Annotated in this window: 15 protein-coding genes; 11 read left to right on the plus strand and 4 right to left on the minus strand. The window is 61.4% G+C overall.

Features of this window, described 5'->3' with window-relative positions:
• Positions 1-246 precede the first annotated feature (246 nt).
• Positions 247-972, plus strand: coding sequence for an autoinducer binding domain-containing protein (locus GNF76_RS15760; protein WP_155584065.1), 726 nt, complete (start codon positions 247-249; stop codon positions 970-972).
• A 54-nt stretch (positions 973-1,026) separates the two neighbouring features.
• Here the strand turns inward: GNF76_RS15760 and GNF76_RS15765 are convergent, their stop codons facing one another.
• Positions 1,027-1,617: an acyl-homoserine-lactone synthase gene (locus tag GNF76_RS15765; RefSeq protein ID WP_155584066.1), complete on the minus strand. Its 591-nt coding sequence runs from the start codon at positions 1,615-1,617 to the stop codon at positions 1,027-1,029.
• A gap of 154 nt (positions 1,618-1,771) precedes the next feature.
• On the opposite strand from GNF76_RS15765, the gene GNF76_RS15770 reads away from it, so the two are divergent.
• Positions 1,772-2,257: a GNAT family N-acetyltransferase gene (locus tag GNF76_RS15770; RefSeq protein WP_178123358.1), complete on the plus strand. Its 486-nt coding sequence runs from the start codon at positions 1,772-1,774 to the stop codon at positions 2,255-2,257.
• Here the strand turns inward: GNF76_RS15770 and GNF76_RS15775 are convergent.
• Positions 2,232-2,594, minus strand: a complete 363-nt coding sequence (locus tag GNF76_RS15775; RefSeq protein WP_155584068.1) for an NUDIX hydrolase — start codon at positions 2,592-2,594, stop codon at positions 2,232-2,234. The genes GNF76_RS15770 and GNF76_RS15775 overlap by 26 nt on opposite strands.
• Positions 2,595-2,734: 140 nt before the next feature.
• Here GNF76_RS15775 and GNF76_RS15780 point away from each other — a divergent pair, with 140 nt between their 5' ends.
• Together GNF76_RS15780 and GNF76_RS15785 are read left to right on the plus strand one after the other, a co-directional pair.
• On the plus strand, positions 2,735-3,706 hold the full coding sequence (locus GNF76_RS15780; protein WP_155584069.1) for a Gfo/Idh/MocA family protein: 972 nt from the start codon (positions 2,735-2,737) through the stop codon (positions 3,704-3,706).
• Between the two features lie 34 nt (positions 3,707-3,740).
• Positions 3,741-4,388: a ribonuclease T2 family protein gene (locus tag GNF76_RS15785; protein ID WP_155584070.1), complete on the plus strand. Its 648-nt coding sequence runs from the start codon at positions 3,741-3,743 to the stop codon at positions 4,386-4,388.
• A gap of 16 nt (positions 4,389-4,404) precedes the next feature.
• Here the strand turns inward: GNF76_RS15785 and GNF76_RS15790 are convergent, their stop codons facing one another.
• Complete coding sequence (locus GNF76_RS15790; RefSeq protein ID WP_155584071.1) at positions 4,405-4,977, minus strand: cupin domain-containing protein; 573 nt, start codon at positions 4,975-4,977, stop codon at positions 4,405-4,407.
• Complete coding sequence (locus GNF76_RS15795) at positions 4,978-6,933, minus strand: oxidoreductase (RefSeq protein WP_155584072.1); 1,956 nt, start codon at positions 6,931-6,933, stop codon at positions 4,978-4,980.
• Between the two features lie 130 nt (positions 6,934-7,063).
• On the opposite strand from GNF76_RS15795, the gene GNF76_RS15800 reads away from it, so the two are divergent.
• The 7 genes from GNF76_RS15800 (at position 7,064) to GNF76_RS15830 (ending at position 16,018) form a co-directional block, all read left to right on the plus strand.
• A complete protein-coding gene (locus tag GNF76_RS15800; RefSeq protein WP_155584073.1) occupies positions 7,064-7,822 on the plus strand; it encodes a class II aldolase/adducin family protein in 759 nt (252 codons plus the stop codon).
• A 68-nt stretch (positions 7,823-7,890) separates the two neighbouring features.
• Complete coding sequence (locus GNF76_RS15805; protein ID WP_155584074.1) at positions 7,891-8,529, plus strand: TetR family transcriptional regulator C-terminal domain-containing protein; 639 nt, start codon at positions 7,891-7,893, stop codon at positions 8,527-8,529.
• Positions 8,530-8,673: 144 nt separating this feature from the next.
• Entirely contained in the window at positions 8,674-9,465 is a 792-nt protein-coding gene (locus tag GNF76_RS15810; RefSeq protein ID WP_155584075.1) for an enoyl-CoA hydratase/isomerase family protein, read from the plus strand.
• A 49-nt stretch (positions 9,466-9,514) separates the two neighbouring features.
• The gene (locus tag GNF76_RS15815) at positions 9,515-10,675 is read left to right on the plus strand and encodes an acyl-CoA dehydrogenase family protein (RefSeq protein ID WP_155584076.1); all 1,161 of its coding nucleotides are present in this window, start codon (positions 9,515-9,517) and stop codon (positions 10,673-10,675) included.
• Between the two features lie 18 nt (positions 10,676-10,693).
• Entirely contained in the window at positions 10,694-12,793 is a 2,100-nt protein-coding gene (locus tag GNF76_RS15820) for an acetate--CoA ligase family protein (RefSeq protein ID WP_155584077.1), read from the plus strand.
• Positions 12,794-12,804: 11 nt separating this feature from the next.
• The gene (locus tag GNF76_RS15825; protein ID WP_155584078.1) at positions 12,805-14,412 is read left to right on the plus strand and encodes a 5-guanidino-2-oxopentanoate decarboxylase; all 1,608 of its coding nucleotides are present in this window, start codon (positions 12,805-12,807) and stop codon (positions 14,410-14,412) included.
• A gap of 19 nt (positions 14,413-14,431) precedes the next feature.
• Entirely contained in the window at positions 14,432-16,018 is a 1,587-nt protein-coding gene (locus tag GNF76_RS15830; protein WP_155584079.1) for an ABC transporter substrate-binding protein, read from the plus strand.
• Positions 16,019-17,505: the final 1,487 nt, after the last annotated feature.

The following is a 17,505-nucleotide window of genomic DNA, read 5'->3' on the forward strand; positions in this document are numbered from 1 at the left end:
GGCCGCAGTCCGTCGGGTGAACTGTTGCATTATTGTGAAGGCGCACGCTCATTCGTCGGCGAAGGGGCGGCAATGGCTAACTAATATCGTCAGGCTGAAATGGCCAATGGCTAGTTATTTGGATTAGGCGTAAGAAATCTAGTGCTAGTGCGAACCGGTCTATGACTGTGTGGTTTTGCTTGTTGACATGAGTTCAGGTTGGTCTAGTCTCACGACCTGTTTCCAACTTTAGTAGTGGTGTTCAAAATGGAATTAGGGCAGTTGTTGGGATGGGATGCTTATTTTTACAGTATCTTTGCGCAAACCATGAACATGCAGGAGTTTACGGCTGTCGCGATGAGAGCCTTGCGTGAACTGCGGTTTGATTTTTTTGCCTATGGTATGTGCAGTGTGACTCCGTTCATGCGCCCCAGGACTTATATGTACAGCAACTATCCCGAGGAATGGGTGCAGCGTTATCAGGCGGCTAACTATGCGGTGATCGACCCCACGGTGAAACACAGCAAGGTCTCGTCGGCCCCTATTTTGTGGAGCAATGAGCTGTTCCGGGGATGTCCGGATCTGTGGTCTGAAGCCAACGATTCAAATTTATGCCACGGCTTGGCACAGCCCTCGTTCAACACCCAAGGGCGAGTCGGGCTTCTAAGCCTGGCGCGCAAGGACAACGCCATCAGTCTTCAGGAGTTCGAGGCGTTGAAACCGGTGACCAAAGCGTTTGCTGCCGCGGTCCACGAGAAAATTTCCGAGCTGGAGAGCGACGTACGTGTCTTCAATACGGATGTGGAGTTCAGCGGGCGCGAATGTGATGTGCTGCGCTGGACGGCCGACGGCAAGACTTCGGAGGAGATCGGCGTGATCATGGGTGTGTGCACTGACACCGTGAATTACCACCACCGCAACATCCAGCGCAAAATCGGCGCCAGCAACCGCGTGCAGGCGGTGTCTTACGCCGTCGCGCTGGGCTATATCTGAATCTGAGGTTCATCCATTATTGACGAGTCGACCGCAAGAACGACTCGGTCAGTATCAAGCCGTCTCTTTCAACAAGGCGCCGGACATGAAGGCTGAAGGGGCGAGGGCGCTGCGGTGGTGCTCGCGGTGAGCCGAGAGTTTGATCGCGAGGATTTTTTCATCCTGGTGCACGGTGACCGGCCCCAGTCGTTCGTAGTTGACCCCGTTGATTTTGTAATAGCGCTCCATCGTGCTGTTGACGATCCCGACGATAGCATCGGCGCCCGCCAGGCTTGCGGTCTTGAGGCTTCTCCAGAACAACGGCATCGCCAGTTGCGGTTCGCGGGTGGTGAAGCGCGTCATTTCCCAGATGGCCGAATGCTTGGGCGGCGCCCCGGCGCAGGCGTGGCTGAAGACGCCCTCAAGCAGGTTGGGGAGTGTGGTGGGTATCAAGCGGGCGCAGCCAACGATGGCGCAGTCTTCGTTGAGCGCCAGGAGGTAGCGGGCGTGCTCGGTATCGTATTGGTCCCACTCACAGCCGGCCTGGTGCGGATGGGCCGGCAGTCGCCATCCGAGTTTCTCGACGAATTGTTCGTGCCGAAAGCGGCCTAGCATGAGTTTCAGCTCGTCGTTCATCGTGCTCAGCGTGTGCTCTTCCATGTGCATGGCTGGGGTTCCTTAGGGATGGGGGGCAAGTGCGGGCTTTTATAGAGGACTTGTACAGGCTTGGCACCTACAAGATCTGGTAGGGTGAGTTGGCACGACCTTCGCTCGTTTTTGCAGGTTGTTCGTAGCCTGTGCCTTGATGAGATATACGCCCATGGACCTGAGCCTTCGCCCACCCATTGCCTCTGATTATGCGGTCATTGCCCACTGGCTTCCGGATGCTGCGGCTTGCCTGCGTTGGGCAGGTGATCGGTTGTCTTTTCCGTTTCTGCCCCATGAACTGGCGGATCGCCTGCAGATTGCCGATAGTCAAAGTGTTTGCCTGGCAATGGGGTCGGCACCGCCTGTGGCCTTTGCCCAGTTCTGGACAGTCATCACTGGCAGTGTGCATCTGGGACGAATCATCGTGTCTGCGTCGGTTCGCGGGCAGGGGGTAGGTGAGGTGTTGGTGCGTCAGTTGATCCGTGCAGCGATTGAGGCCACGGGGGCTGAGCGTTTGACCTTGCGGGTGTACAGCGACAACCTGGCGGCGATTGCGTTGTACCGCAAGTTCGGGTTTGTGACGCTGGATGCGCAATCCAACGCCCAGGTGTTGTTTATGCAGGCTGATGCGCCTATAGCCGCCGCAAAAACGACCTGACAATCCGCCTGGTGGCTTGGGTCGTGTCCAACTGCTCCAGGGTGGAGTAGGGAAGCCATTGGCATTCGGTGATCTCACTGCGCGGTCGGGCCTCGTCGATGTTCACCACGGATGCCTCAAACACATGATGGACGGTGTTGTCCGCCTTCAGCTCCTGCAGGTACAGCAAACCGTCCACGTTCAACCCGGTTTCCTCTTCCAACTCCCGCGCTGCTGCGCCGGCCGGCCGCTCGTCATGTTCGACCTTGCCCCCCGGCAGCGCCCATTTCGACCTGGCCTTGCGCACGAACAGGATATGGCCGTTGTGTTCGCAAATGACCGTGGCTCGTACCTTCATCGGATGTGCCCCCGCAGTCGGATGATTGTCATAAAAGTGTAATGCAAATGTCATGCGAGGTCTTCGCCTCACAGACTGGAGGGCTGGCGGGAAAACGCAGATACTGCTCGACTGAAAAGTACACATGGAGAGGGACACCGATGAACACCGTACGTTGGGGCATGATCGGCTGTGGCAGCGTCACTGAATTGAAGAGTGGACCGGCCTTCTACAAAGCGCCAGGTTCTGCCTTGGTGGCCGTAATGGGGCGTCGTGAGGAAGCGGTGCGCGATTATGCCGCGCGCCATGGCATTGCCCGGTTTTACACCGATGCCCAAGCGTTGATCGATGATCCTGACGTGGATGCGGTCTACATCGCCACGCCGCCCGACAGCCACCTTGAGTACAGCCTGATGGTGGCGGCGGCAGGCAAGCATTGCTGCGTCGAAAAGCCCATGTCGTTGAATGCCGGGCAAAGTGAGTTGATGCAGCGCACGTTCGAACAGGCGGGGCTGCATTTGTTTGTGTCGTATTACCGGCGTTCTCTGCCACGCTTCCAGCAGGTGCGTGATTGGTTGCAGTCCGGGCAGATTGGCGAGTTACGCCACCTGACCTGGACCTTGTGTAAACCGGCGTCGGTGGCGGACGAACAGGCTGGCAACTGGCGTACTGACCCCCAGGTGGCCGGCGGTGGATACTTCGCTGACCTGGCCAGTCATGGCTTCGACCTGTTTCAGTACCTGGCGGGGGATATTGTCGAGGTGGCCGGTTTCACCGCTCGCCAGGCGGGGCGTTATGCGGCGGAAGATGCGGTGACCGCCAGTTGGCAATTTGCTTCGGGAGCGCTGGGCATGGGCTGCTGGAACTTTGTCGCGGACCGCCGCGAGGACCGTGTCGAACTGATCGGCAGTCAGGGGCGCATTACCTTCTCGGTGTTTGATGAGCATCCCTTACGGCTTGAGGGCGAGGTCAACCTGAGCCTTGAGGTGCCTAACCATGAGCATATCCAGTGGCATCACGTACTGGGGATGAATGCGCATATTCGCGGGGAAGGCGAGCATCCTGCGATGGCGAGCGAGGCGTTGAAGACCGATCGCATCATGGACCGGGTGCTGCAGCGCAACCTTCATTAATAACGGCAGCACACTTTTTCAAGGAAATAGACGGATGAAATACAGAGCAGCCTGGATGGCCTTGTGGCTGGTGTTGGCGGGTATGACCACGGGGGCTGCGGCAGCCCAGCGGGAGCAGGGGCAGGCGGGGGTGTTTGATTTTTATGTGTTGTCACTGTCCTGGTCACCGACTTTCTGCCTGACCCACCCTGGGGATCAGCAGTGTTCGGGCAAAGGTTACGGGTTTGTGCTCCACGGTTTGTGGCCGCAGTACACGCAGGGAGGGTGGCCGGCGTCTTGTGATCCACAGTCGAGGCTGTCGGCTGGGGAACTGGCCAAGGGCGCGACGCTGTTCCCTTCGCCGAAACTGCTCAAGCATGAGTGGTCCAAGCATGGCACTTGCAGTGGCCTTGAGGCGTCAGCCTATCTGGACAAGACCGACGCCGCGCTGGGCAAAGTCAATATCCCGCAGCAGTTGCAACCGTTCAATGTGCCGAACTCGCTCGATGCCCAAGACATCGAGACGCTGTTTCGCCAGAGCAACCCAGCCATGCGGAGTCATGGGCTGGCGGTGATCTGCAAGGGCAAGGTGTTGTCGGAGGTACGGGTTTGCCTGACCAAGGACCTGGAGTTCGCCGCTTGCCCAAGGAGTGTCAAGAGTCAGTGCCGTGACGGGGACATTCGTATTCCGACTCAGCGTTGAGCAGGCCCCCGGCGCTTCAAAACGTCGGCGGCGTAATCACCCAGATCACCACCGTATCCACTTTGCCGGGGTTGCCATAACGGTGGGGCTCACTGCTTGGGAAACTGAAACTGTCGCCTTCATCCAGCTGGAAATGCCGCTCGCTGACCCACAATTCAAAACGTCCGCTCAACACATAACCGGCTTCTTCGCCTTCATGGCTGTAGCTTTGCTGGCTATAGGTCCCGGGCGGGAAGCACGAGTGCAGCATTTCCAGTTGATGGTTGGGCAGGGGGGTCAGCAACTGATCGACGATGCCGTCTTCATAACGAATGCTCTGGCGGTTGTGTTTGCGCACCACGTAGCCTTCGTCTTCCGGCGCCGGGGTGGTTTCGCTGGCGAAGAACCACTGGAGGGTCACCCCCAGGCTGCGGGCAATATTGAACAGTGCCGGGATTGAGGGGTAGGCGAGGTTGCGTTCCAACTGGCTGATGTAGCCGGCAGTCAGGTCACTCAACTCCGCCAAGGCGGTCAGCGTCATGCCGCGTGCCTTGCGCAAGCCACGGATTCGCGTACCCAGGAACAGTTGCTGAGGTGGGTCGTTAGCCATTCAGATTTCCCATGCCACCTTGAGTCCTTCATAAATCGCCTCTTCGGCGGTGCGCGGTGCCAGGCAGTCGCCAATGCGCCGAAACGCCACCCAACCTTCCAGCTCCGTGCCGAGAGTATCCACCGGCTGGTGCCCCTGGCAAAGCACCAGGGTGTCGATATTTTCCAGCAGCATCGGCTCGCCGCTGGCGGTGTGTTGCAGGTAGACAGTGCTGTCGTCGCAGCCGTACAGCCGGGCGTAAGGGATGATCGGGATACCCAGGCGGTGCAGCTCGCCGGCCAGTTGATCGCGCACATACAACGGCAGATTCTCCCCGCAATGAGTGCCGTTGACGGCCAGCTGCACCACGTGACCTGCGCGTACCAGGCGTTCTGCGATGCCCGGCCCGATCCAGTCGCAGCGCCAGTCGACCACCACTACTGAGCGGCCCAGCGGGACCTCATCGCGCAGCACTTGCCAGGCATCCACCACCTGCAATTCACCGCCGCGCTCGAAGGCCGGCCAGTAGGGCTCGGCGCCGGTGGCGATGATCACCAGGTCAGGTTGTTCCTGTTCCACCAACGCGCGGTCGACACGGGTATTGCGCACCACCTGCACCCCGGCCAATTCCATCTCGCGTTGTAAGTTGGTGCTGGCGCCGCCGAACTCGCTGCGCCGTGGCAGCAACTGCGCCAGCAACACTTGTCCGCCCAGTTGCGCGCTGGCTTCATACAACGTGACATCATGCCCTCGCTCTGCTGCCACTGCCGCAGCCTTCATCCCCGCTGGGCCGCCACCGGCCACCAGAATGCGCTTGCGTTGCGAAGCGCGCTGCAGATGGCCGAACTGCAATTCCCGTCCGGTTTCAGGGTGCTGGATGCACGAGATGGGCAGCCCCTTGTGAAAATGACCGATACAGGCCTGATTGCAGGCAATGCAGGCCCGCACATCCTCGGCGCGTCCGGTGTGGGTCTTGTTGGGCATTTGCGGGTCGCAGATCAGCGCACGGGTCATGCCGCAGACATCGGCTTGTCCCCGCGCCAGCATCAGTTCGGCTTCCTGGGGCTGGTTGATCCGTCCGGTGACAAACAACGGAATCGACAGGCTGGCCTTGAACGTCGCGCCTTCAGCCGCCAGGTACGCCGGCGCGATCGCCATGGGCGGCACGATGTGGATCGCACCGCCGTGGGAGGCGGAGGTGCCGGCGACGATGTGCACATAATCGAGTTGCGATTGCAGGCTTTGCACGGCAGACAATGACTCGTCTTCAGTCAAGCCTTCAGGGTCGCGCTCATCGGCAGAAATGCGCAGGCCGATGATGAAGTGTTCATCGGTTTCGGCGCGCACGACGGCGATGATTTCCCGCAGGAAACGCAGCCGTTGATCCAGCTCGCCGTTGTAGCCATCGGCGCGGCGATTGACCCGGGGATTGAGAAACTGCGCCGGCAGGTACCCATGGCTGGCGACCACTTCCACGCCGTCGATCCCGGCCTGATGCAGACGCCTGGCGGCCGCGCCGTAGCCTGCGACGATCTCGTCGATCATCGGTTGATCAAGGGCCCGGGGCATCACCCGGAACCGCTCATTGGGCACCCCGGACGCCGAGTAGGCCACTGCCAGCAACCCGTCGGCCGATTCCATGATTTCCCGCCCGGGATGGAAAATTTGTGACAGCACCACGGTGCCGTGGGCATGGCAAGTCTGGGCCAGTTCGCGGTAGCCCTCAATGCAACTGTCGTCGGTGGCCATCAGCACATGGGAGGTATAGCGGGCGCTGTCGTGGACGCCCGCAACCTGCAGCACAATCAGCCCGACACCGCCTTCGGCCCGCGCCCGGTGATAAGCGATCAGCTGTGCATTCACCAGGTTGTCGGTGGGCATAGAGGTGTCATGCCCGCTGGACATGATGCGGTTTTTCAGGTGCTTGCCCCGCAGTGAAAGCGGTTCAAACAGGTGCGCGAAAGCCGGGTGCGACATGGTGCGGATACTCCAGGCGCTGTTATTGTTATTTTTCTATAGGAGGTCAGTGCCAGTAAAAAATCAACTTGTTTTTTTACTGGCGGCTGGATTAGCGTCGGCCATCCCCCCAACACCCTGGAGAATAAAAATGACTCACTCCACCGAACAAACACTGCGCGAAGAGCTTGCCGCCTGCTACCGCTTGATCGCGCACTTTCGAATGAGCGATTTGATCTTCACCCACATTTCAGTGCGTATTCCGGGGCCGGAGCATCACTTCCTGATCAACCCTTATGGGTTGATGTTCGATGAGATCACCGCGTCCAGCCTGGTGAAAATCGGCCTGGATGGACGGGCGGTGGAGGCATCGCCGTATGCCGTCAACCCTGCAGGTTTTGTGATCCACAGCGCCATTCACGGCGCGCGGGAAGACGCCCAGTGCGTGCTGCATACCCACACGCGGGCCGGGTGCGCGGTGGCGGCGCTGGAGTGTGGACTGTTGCCGGTGAACCAGATTTCCATGGAGTTCTACGGCAAGGTCGCCTACCACGACTACGAAGGCGTAGCCCTGGACCTCGACGAGCAGCAGCGTCTGGTTCGAGATCTTGGGGACAAGCCGGTGCTGATGTTGCGCAACCACGGCTTGCTGACCGTAGGCGAAACCGTCAGCCAGGCATTCCTGCGTATGTATTACCTGGACAAGGCCTGTGATATTCAAATCGCCGCCCAGGCCTGCGGCAAGCTGATCCTGCCGCCGGCGCAGGTGTGCGAATACACCGAACGGCAATTCAACGACCCCGGCCGGCCGCTGGAGGAGGGTGAATTGAGCGATCCGGATGCGATGCAATTGGCCTGGGCCGCGTTGCTGCGCTTGCTGGATCGGGTGTCGCCGGGCTTCCGGGCCTGAGAAGGTTTAATCACGGGGCGGGGTTGCTGTAGAGTCGGGCAGCCGACTCAGCCCAAGGAAATCGCTTCATGACCCAGGAATCCCGTTTCTCCCGTATGGAACCGGAGTTGCGCAAGGCCAATCTGGTCCAGGCCACGCTGATATGCCTCAAGCGCCACGGCTTCCAGGGCGCGTCGATCCGCAAGATCAGCGCTGAGGCCGGGGTTTCGGTAGGGCTGATCAGCCATCACTATTCCGGCAAGGATGAACTGGTGGCTGAGGCCTATCGGTCCATCACCGGGCAGGTCATGGACCTGTTGCGCGAAGCCATGGCCAAGGCGCCGCCCAGCCCTCGGGAGCGCTTGTCGGCGTTTTTTCGTGGCTCGTTTTCTCCCGAATTGCTCGACCCGCAACTGCTGGATGCCTGGCTGGCGTTCTGGGGCGCGGTCAAGACGGCACCGGCGATCAATCAGGCACACGAACACTCCTATGGCGAGTACCGGACCATCATGCGCTCGGCCCTGGCAGACATGGCCGAGGAGGAGGGCTGGGAGCACTTCGACTCTGACCTGGCGGCCATTGGCTTGAGTGCATTGCTCGATGGCTTGTGGCTGGAGTCGGGGCTCAACCCTGGCACCTTTACCCCGGAACAGGGCATCCAGATTTGCGAAGCCTGGGTCGATGGCTTGCAAGCCGGTGGTCGCCAGCGCTTTCAGATCAAACCCTGAATCCTTTCGCCGCCTGGACGCAATGTTCAGGCGGCATCCCCTTCTAAAAAATTTGCATCTTGCCGATTGCCTCCTTGCTGAACACTCGTTTAGTATCGCCCCATGTCGCACCCCTCACGCCAATTAAAATAATTCGAGGATCCCATGACTACCGACGTGTCCGTGCTCACTCAGGTGCAAGCAGGCGTTGCCTGGATCACCCTCAATCGCAGTGCCCAGCGCAATGCCCTGGACATTCCGACCCTCAAGCATCTGCATGCGTTGCTCGACGGTTTCAATAGCGATCCGGCCGTGCGCGTCGTGGTGCTGACCGGCAGCGGTCGCAGCTTCTGTGCTGGCGCCGACCTTGCCGAATGGGCCGAAGCCGAAGCCCGTGGCGCCCTCGAAAGCTACGGCTGGACCGAAACCGCCCACGCCCTGATGACTCGTTTGCATACCCTCGACAAGCCCACCCTTGCGGCCATCAACGGCACTGCCGTCGGCGCCGGTATGGACTTGACCCTGTGCTGCGACCTGCGAATAGCCGCCCAATCGGCGCGTTTCAAGGCGGGCTACACCAGCATGGCGTACTCGCCGGACGCCGGTGCCAGCTGGCATCTGCCACGCCTGATCGGCAGCGAACAGGCCAAGCGCCTGCTGTTCCTCGACGAACTGTGGAACGCCGACCGCGCACTTGCCGCCGGGCTCGTCGGCGAAGTAGTCGCCGATGATCAACTGCTAGCCCACACCGTCGAATTGGCCAGCCGCCTGGCCAACGGCCCGACCTTTGCGTTCGCCCAGACCAAGACCCTGATCCGCGAAGGCGCCCAGCGCAGCCTGCCGGAGCAACTTCAGGCCGAACTGGCTGCGGGGTTGTTGTGCGGGCGTAGCGCGGACGGTGCTGAAGCCCTGCGTGCTTCGGTGGAAAAGCGCCCCGCGAATTTCTCCGGCAAATAAAACAGCCCGCTCAAGAAACAACACCCCCGAACGATCAACAGGTAGCGCCATGAATTTCCAACTAAGCCAAGAACAAGACATGTTGGTGGACGCGGTACGCAGTTTTGTTGCCAAGGAATTACTGCCTCACGAGGAAGCGGTGGACCGCGCCGATGAGGTTTCGCCGCAGTTGGCTGCGCAGATTCGTGACAAGGCCATCGCCGCCGGGTTCTATGCCTTCAACATGCCCGAAGAGGTTGGCGGCGGTGGCCTGGATTACCTGTCCCAGGCGCTGATCGAGCGGGAATTGTCCAAGGTGTCCTGGGCGCTGCATGTGTTTGTCGCACGGCCCTCGAAAATCCTGATGGCCTGCACCGGTGCACAGATTGGCGAGTACCTGTTGCCCTGTGTCCAGGGCAAGAAAATCGACTGCTTTGCCCTCACCGAGCCCGGCGCCGGTTCCGACGCCAACGCCATCAAGACCCGTGCCGTACGCAGTGGCGATGACTTTGTGCTCAACGGCAGCAAACACTTCATCAGCCATGCCGGGCACGCTGACTTCGCTATCGTGTTCGCCGTCACCGATACCTACGAACACAATGGCCGCCAACGCAACGCGGTCACCTCGTTTCTGGTAGATCGCGGCACGCCCGGCATGACCATCCGCCGTGGCCCGAAGTGCGTGAGCAACCGGGGTTATCACACCTACGAAATGTTCTTTGATGATTGCCGCGTACCGGCCTCCAAAGTCCTTGGCGAGGTGGGCAAGGGCTGGGACGTGGCCAACGCCTGGCTGACCGCCGGCCGAGTGATGGTTGCCGCCAACTGCGTGGGCCAGGCCCAGCGAGCGCTGGATGTATCGCTGCAATGGGCGGCGGACCGCAAGCAGTTCGGCCAGCCGATCGGCACCTACCAAGGCGTGTCGTTCAAGCTCGCCGACATGGCCACGCAGATCCGCGCCGCCGAACTCTTGACCCTGCACACCGCCTGGAAAATGGACCAGGGCAGCATGACCGACGGCGAAGCCGGCATGGCCAAGCTGTTTGCCAGCGAAACCCTGGGCAAGGTTGCCGACGAGGCGGTACAGATTTTCGGCGGTATGGGCCTGATGGACGAAGGGCCGGTGGAACGCATCTGGCGCAACGCGCGGATCGAACGGATCTGGGAAGGCACCTCGGAAATCCAGCGCCATATCATCGCCCGCGAACTGTTGCGGCCCCTGTTGCGCTGATCGGGTCGGAGAACGCTCATGTCCCAGGCTATTCGCGACAACCTCAAGCGCTTGCTGGCGCCCCGTCACCTGGCCTTCGTGGGTGGGCGCAGCATGGCGCGTGCTCTCAAACGTTGCGCTGACGGGGGCTTTGCAGGCCAGATGTGGCTGGTCAATCCCCAGCATGACAACCTCGACGGCATACCCTGTGTACGCCGCATCGCCGACCTGCCGTGTGGCCCGGACGCGGTGTTTATCGCCACCAACCGCGAGCTGACGTTGACCTGCGTCGCAGAGCTGGCCGCCATCGGCACCGGTGGCGCCATTTGCTACGCCTCCGGGTTTGCCGAGACTGGTGCCGAGGGGCAGGCCCTGCAAGAGCAACTGCTCAAGGCAGCCGGGCATATGGCGCTGTTGGGCCCCAACTGCTATGGCCTGCTGGATTACTTGCACAGCAGCGCGCTGTGGCCGGTAGCCCATGGCGGCAAGCCGGTGGAGAAGGGCGTGGCGGTACTGACCCAGAGCGGCAACTTCGCCTACAACCTGTCGATGAGCGACCGCTCATTGCCGGTGGCCTATATGGCGTCGGTGGGTAACCAGGCGCAGTTGGGCGTTGCAGAGTTGATGGATGTGCTGCTGGATGAGCCACGGGTCACGGCCATCGGCTTGCACCTGGAAGGGTTGAAGAACGTTCCCGGGTTTGCCCGGGCGGCCCACAAGGCCCTGGTAAAAGGCATCCCGATCATCGCCCTGAAAACCGGCGTCTCGCAGATGGGCGCCGAGTTGGCCTTGAGTCACACCAGCTCGTTGTCTGGTTCTGATGTGCTGTACGACAGCCTCTTTGCCCGCCTCGGTGTGATCCGTGTCAGTGGGCCGGTGAGTTTTGTCGAAACCCTGAAAGCTGCGGCCTGCGGCAACTTGCCGGCGGGTAACCACCTGATTGCCCTGGCTTGTTCCGGCGGCGATGCCGGGTTGATTGCCGACTATGCCGAGCGCAACAATCTGGGCCTGCCGAAGCTGGATGCCGGCCAGCGTGAAGAGCTGGCGCAGGTGCTGCCCAGCTACGCCAACCTGGTCAACCCACTGGATTTCACCACGGCGATCTGGGGCGACCGCGAGGCGCTGAACGCCATGCTCGACACGGCGCTGCGCACGGACGCCGATGCCGCCATGCTGGTGCTCGACTACCCGGCGGATTTTACCGGTGAGCGCAAGGAGTGCGACCTGCTGCTGGAGCTGTTTTGCAGGGCATTGGTGCGCCATGGCAAGACCGGTTTTGTCACCTCGGCGTTTCCGGAGTTGTTGCCTGCCCATGCCCGTGAACGCTTGCACGCCCAGGGCGTGGCGGCCTTGCAGGGTGTGGAAGACGCGCTCGCTGCCTGGGGTCGGATTGCTGACTACCAGAGCAACCGCCGGGCCTTGTTGGCACGGGGTGAATCAGCCTTGATTCCGCTGTGCCCGCAAGCCCTTCAGGACCCTGGGTTACCTCTCAATGAATGGGACTCCAAACAAGCCCTGCGCGCCTTTGGCCTCACCACGCCGGCCGGCATCCTCAGCACGCCTGAACACGCGATTGCCGATGCGCTGACGTTGGGTTATCCGCTGGTGCTCAAGGCCGTCAGCGCCGAGCTACCCCACAAAACCGAGGCCGGCGCCGTGGCGTTGAACCTGCGGGACGATCAGGCCTTGACTGCCGCGCTGGCGCAGATGCGTGTGCAGATTGCCGCTTACGCGCCTGGCGTGGCATTTGATCAGTTGCTACTGGAAAGCATGGCCACGCCACCCTTGGCCGAACTGATCGTGGGCATCAAGCGTGAAAACGACTTCGGCCTGGCGTTGGTGATCGGTGCCGGCGGGATTCTGGTGGAGTTGCTCAAGGACAGTCGCAGCCTGTTGTTGCCCACCACCGACGATGCCATTCGCAATGCCTTGTTGAGCCTGCGCAGCGCCGCGTTGCTGCAGGGTTTTCGCGGTCGTGAAGTGGCCGATATGGAGGCCCTGGTGGCGGCGATTCGCGCGGTGGCCGATTACGCCTGCGCCAATGCGGGGCTGTTGCTGGAGCTGGATGTCAACCCACTGTTGGTCAATGCCCGGGGCGCCACGGCGGTCGACGCATTGATCCGACTCGCCCAGGCTTGAAGGAGATGACGATGCAAAGCAAAACCTTGACGGGCGGCCAGGCCCTGGTGCGATTGCTGGCCAATTATGGCGTCGACACGGTGTTCGGTATTCCTGGGGTGCACACCCTGGAGCTGTATCGCGGCTTGCCCGGCAGTGGTATTCGCCATGTGTTAACCCGCCACGAGCAGGGCGCCGGTTTTATGGCCGACGGATACGCACGGGTCAGTGGCAAGCCGGGCGTGTGCTTCATCATCACCGGCCCTGGCGTGACCAACGCCGCTACCGCCATCGGTCAGGCCTATGCGGATTCGATTCCAATGTTGGTGATCTCCAGCGTCAATCACACTGCCAGCCTCGGCAAGGGCTGGGGCTGCCTGCATGAAACCCAGGACCAGCGTGCGATGACGGCGCCCATCACTGCGTTCTCGGTCGTCGCGTTGAGTACTGCGGACCTGCCCGAGTTGATCGCGCGCGCCTACGCGGTGTTTGACAGCGAGCGGCCACGGCCGGTGCATATCTCGGTGCCGCTGGATGTGCTGTCGGCGCCTGTCGAGTGGGATTGGAGCAATGAGGTGGTACGCCGTCCCGGGCGTGGCGTGCCGTCGGCTGAAGCCCTTGAGCAGGCCGTGGCGAAACTGGCGTCTGCCAAGCGTCCGATGATCATTGCCGGAGGTGGCGCGTTGCTGGCCGCTGATGCCTTGCAACGCCTGAGCACGCAACTGGCCGCGCCGTTTTTCAGCAGTGTCGCGGGCAAGGGGCTGTTGCCGGTGGACCATCCGCTGAATGCCGGATCCACGCTGTGCGTCGAACCGGGCTGGCAGTTGATCAGTGAGGCTGATGTGGTGCTGGCCATTGGTACCGAAATGGCCGACACCGACTTCTGGCGTGAGCGCCTGCCCCTCAGTGGCGAACTGTTGCGGGTGGACATTGATCCGCGCAAGTTCAACGACTTTTATCCGTGCACCGTGGCCTTGCAGGGCGATGCCCGGCAAACGGCAGAGGCGCTGCTGGAGTGCTTGCCATCCACGCCACGGAACGCCGATGCGGCGATCCAAAAGGTGGCGGCACTGCGTCAGGCCGTCAGTGCCGGGCACGGGCCGTTGCAGTCGATTCACCAGGCCATTCTCGACCGTGTCGCCGCCGAGCTGCCCGCCAACGCTTTCATCAGCAGCGACATGACCCAACTGGCTTACACCGGCAATTACGCCTTCCACAGCCACGCTCCGCGCAGTTGGCTGCATCCCACCGGCTACGGCACCTTGGGCTATGGCTTGCCTGCCGGTATCGGCGCCAAGTTCGGCGCTCCCCAAAGGCCTGGACTGGTGTTGGTGGGTGACGGTGGCTTCCTCTACACCGCCCAGGAACTGGCAACCGCGGTGGAAGAGTTGGACAGCCCGTTGGTGGTGCTGTTGTGGAACAACGATGCTTTGGGGCAGATCCGCGACGACATGCTGAACCTGGACATCGAACCCATCGGCGTACTGCCGCGCAACCCGGATTTCGCCGCCCTGGCGCGGGCGTTCGGCTGCACCGTGACCCAACCCCAGAACCTGGACGAACTGCAGACGGATTTGCGTAACGGCTTCAAGCGCAACGGCGTGACGTTGATCGAGCTCAAGCATGCCTGTGTCTGTTGATCTTTAGAGGAACAAGACCATGAGTGATAACAACAACAAAATGACTCAAGCCATGCACCGCCGGGATTTTCTCAAACACAGCGCCGTCGCCGGTGCCGTGGCGGCAGCGCTCTCCATGGGGTTGCCGTTTCAAGCCTTCGCCGAAGAGGCCACGCCCAAGGCCGGTGGCGTACTGCGCCTGGGGCTGGCGGGCGGCAGCACCACTGACTCCCGCGATCCGGGCTCCTGGACCGATACCTTTACCTTTGTCGGCTTCTCGGCCGTGTACAACACCCTCACTGAAATTGCGGTCGACGGCAGCGCCATCCCCGAGCTGGCGCAAAGCTTCGAATCCACACCGGATGCCCGTGTCTGGACCTTCAAGCTGCGCCAGGGTGTGACCTTCCACAACGGCAAAAGCCTCACCGCCGACGACGTGGTAGCGTCGATCAATCATCACCTGAGTGCCACGTCCACCTCCGCCGCCAAGACCGTGCTGGGCGACGTCGCCGGCGTCAGCGCCAAGGGGGCTGATACCGTGGTGTTCGAGCTGCGTTCAGGCAATGCCGACTTCGCGTATGTGGTCGCCGATTACCACCTGGTGATCATGCCGGCCAAGGACGGCACCGCCGACTGGCAGGCCGGCATCGGCACCAGCGGTTATCGCCTGAAAAGCTTCGAACCCGGCGTGCGCATGGACCTGGAACGCAACCCCGATTACTGGAAGCCGGGCAGGGCGCATTTCGCCAGTGCCGAGTTGCTCGCCATTGCCGACGGCGCGGCGCGGATCAACGCGCTGGTGACCGGGCAAGTGGATGTGATCAACAAGGTCGACCTGAAAACTGTGGCCTTGCTCAAGCGCAATCCCAATCTGGTGATCGAGGAAACCAAGGGCGCCCAGCAATACACGTTCCCGATGCTGTGCGACAGCAACGAGTTCAAGAACAACGATATCCGCATGGCCATGAAGCACGCGATCAACCGTGAAACCCTGCTGGCCTCGGTGCTGCACGGCTATGGCCTGGTGGGCAATGACCACCCGATCCAGCCCGGCAGCCGCTTCATCAATACCGCGTTGGAGCAGCGTACTTACGATCCGGACCAGTCGCGCTTTTACCTGCGCAAGGCCGGTGTCGAGTCGCTCAAGGTGCGTCTGCAAGCCTCGGATGCCGCCTACACCGGCGCGGTGGACGCCTCGGTGTTGTTCAAAGAACAGGCCCGTCAGGCTGGGATCGACATCGACGTGGTGCGCGAGCCGGCGGACGGTTTCTTCTCCAACGTCTGGATGAAACAGCCGTTCACCACCTCGTTCTGGTACAGCAGCCTGACCGCCGACCGCATGTTCAGCATCGGCTATGCCAAGGGCGCGGCGTGGAACGAAACGCATTGGGATAACCCCCGTTTCAACCAGTTGCTCAACGCCGCGCGGGGCGAGATGAACGCACCCTTGCGCCAGGAGATGTACAACGAAATGCAGGCCCTGTGCCGGGACGATGGCGGGGCGATTTTGCCGCTGTTTGCCAGCTCCGTGGCAGCCCGCTCGAACCGCGTCAGCCATGGACCACTGACCGCGCCGTATGGGGAATTGGATGGCTTGCGGCTGATCGAACGGTGGTGGCAGGCCTGAACCTTGTGGCGAGTGAAGATCAATGGTGGGAGCTGTCGAGCCCTGGCGAGGCTGCGATGGGACCACCTCGGTGCTTCTGCCAGACCACAGCGCCTGCATCGCAGCCTCGCCGGGGCTCGACAGCTCCCACACTGGAATTGTGCAGCCTTTGCAAGCGTGCCCAATTCGAGGACTCGCACCATGAATAGCCTGCGTGAAATGGACACCGCCCAGACGATGAAGATCACCTGTGGGAGCTGTCGAGCCCCAGCGAGGCTGCGATGGGACCACCTCGGTGCTTCTGCCAGACCACAGCGCCTGCATCGCAGCCTCGCCAGGGCTCGACAGCTCCCACACTGGAATTGTGCAGCCTTTGCAAGCGTGCCCAACGCGAGGAATCGCACCATGAATAGCCTGCGTGAAATGGACACCGCCCAGACGATGAAGATCAATGGTGGGAGCTGTCGAGCCCCAGCGAGGCTGCGATGGGACCACCTCGGTGCCTCTGCCAGACCGCAGCGCCTGCATCGCAGCCTCGCCAGGGCTCGACAGCTCCCACACTGGAATTGTGCAGCCTTTGCAGCGTGCCCAACGCGAGGAATCGCACCATGAATAGCCTGCGTGAAATGGACACCGCCCAGACGATGAAGATCAATGGTGGGAGCTGTCGAGCCCCAGCGAGGCTGCGATGGGATCACCTCGGTGCCTCTGCCAGACCGCAGCGCCTGCATCGCAGCCTCGCCGGGGCTCGACAGCTCCCACACTGGAATTGTGCAGCCTTTGCAAGCGTGCCCAATTCGAGGACTCGCACCATGAATAGCCTGCGTGAAATGGACACCGCCCAGACGATGAAGATCACCTGTGGGAGCTGTCGAGCCCCAGCGAGGCTGCGATGGGACCACCTCGGTGCTTCTGCCAGACCACAGCGCCTGCATCGCAGCCTCGCCAGGGCTCGACAGCTCCCACACTGGAATTGTGCAGCCTTTGCAAGCGTGCCCAACGCGAGGAATCGCACCATGAATAGCCTGCGTGAAATGGACACCGCCCAGACGATGAAGATCAATGGTGGGAGCTGTCGAGCCCCAGCGAGGCTGCGATGGGACCACCTCGGTGCCTCTGCCAGACCGCAGCGCCTGCATCGCAGCCTCGCCAGGGCTCGACAGCTCCCACACTGGAATTGTGCAGCCTTTGCAGCGTGCCCAACGCGAGGAATCGCACCATGAATAGCCTGCGTGAAATGGACACCGCCCAGACGATGAAGATCAATGGTGGGAGCTGTCGAGCCCCAGCGAGGCTGCGATGGGATCACCTCGGTGCCTCTGCCAGACCGCAGCGCCTGCATCGCAGCCTCGCCGGGGCTCGACAGCTCCCACACTGGAATTGTGCAGCCTTTGCAAGCGTGCCCAATTCGAGGACTCGCCCATGAATAGCCTGCGTGAAATGGATACCGCCCAGACGATGAAGGTCAATGGTGGGAGCTGTCGAGCCCTGGCGAGGCTGCGATGGGA

The organism is Pseudomonas spelaei (assembly GCF_009724245.1).
GTDB classification, from domain to species: Bacteria; Pseudomonadota; Gammaproteobacteria; order Pseudomonadales; family Pseudomonadaceae; genus Aquipseudomonas; species Aquipseudomonas spelaei.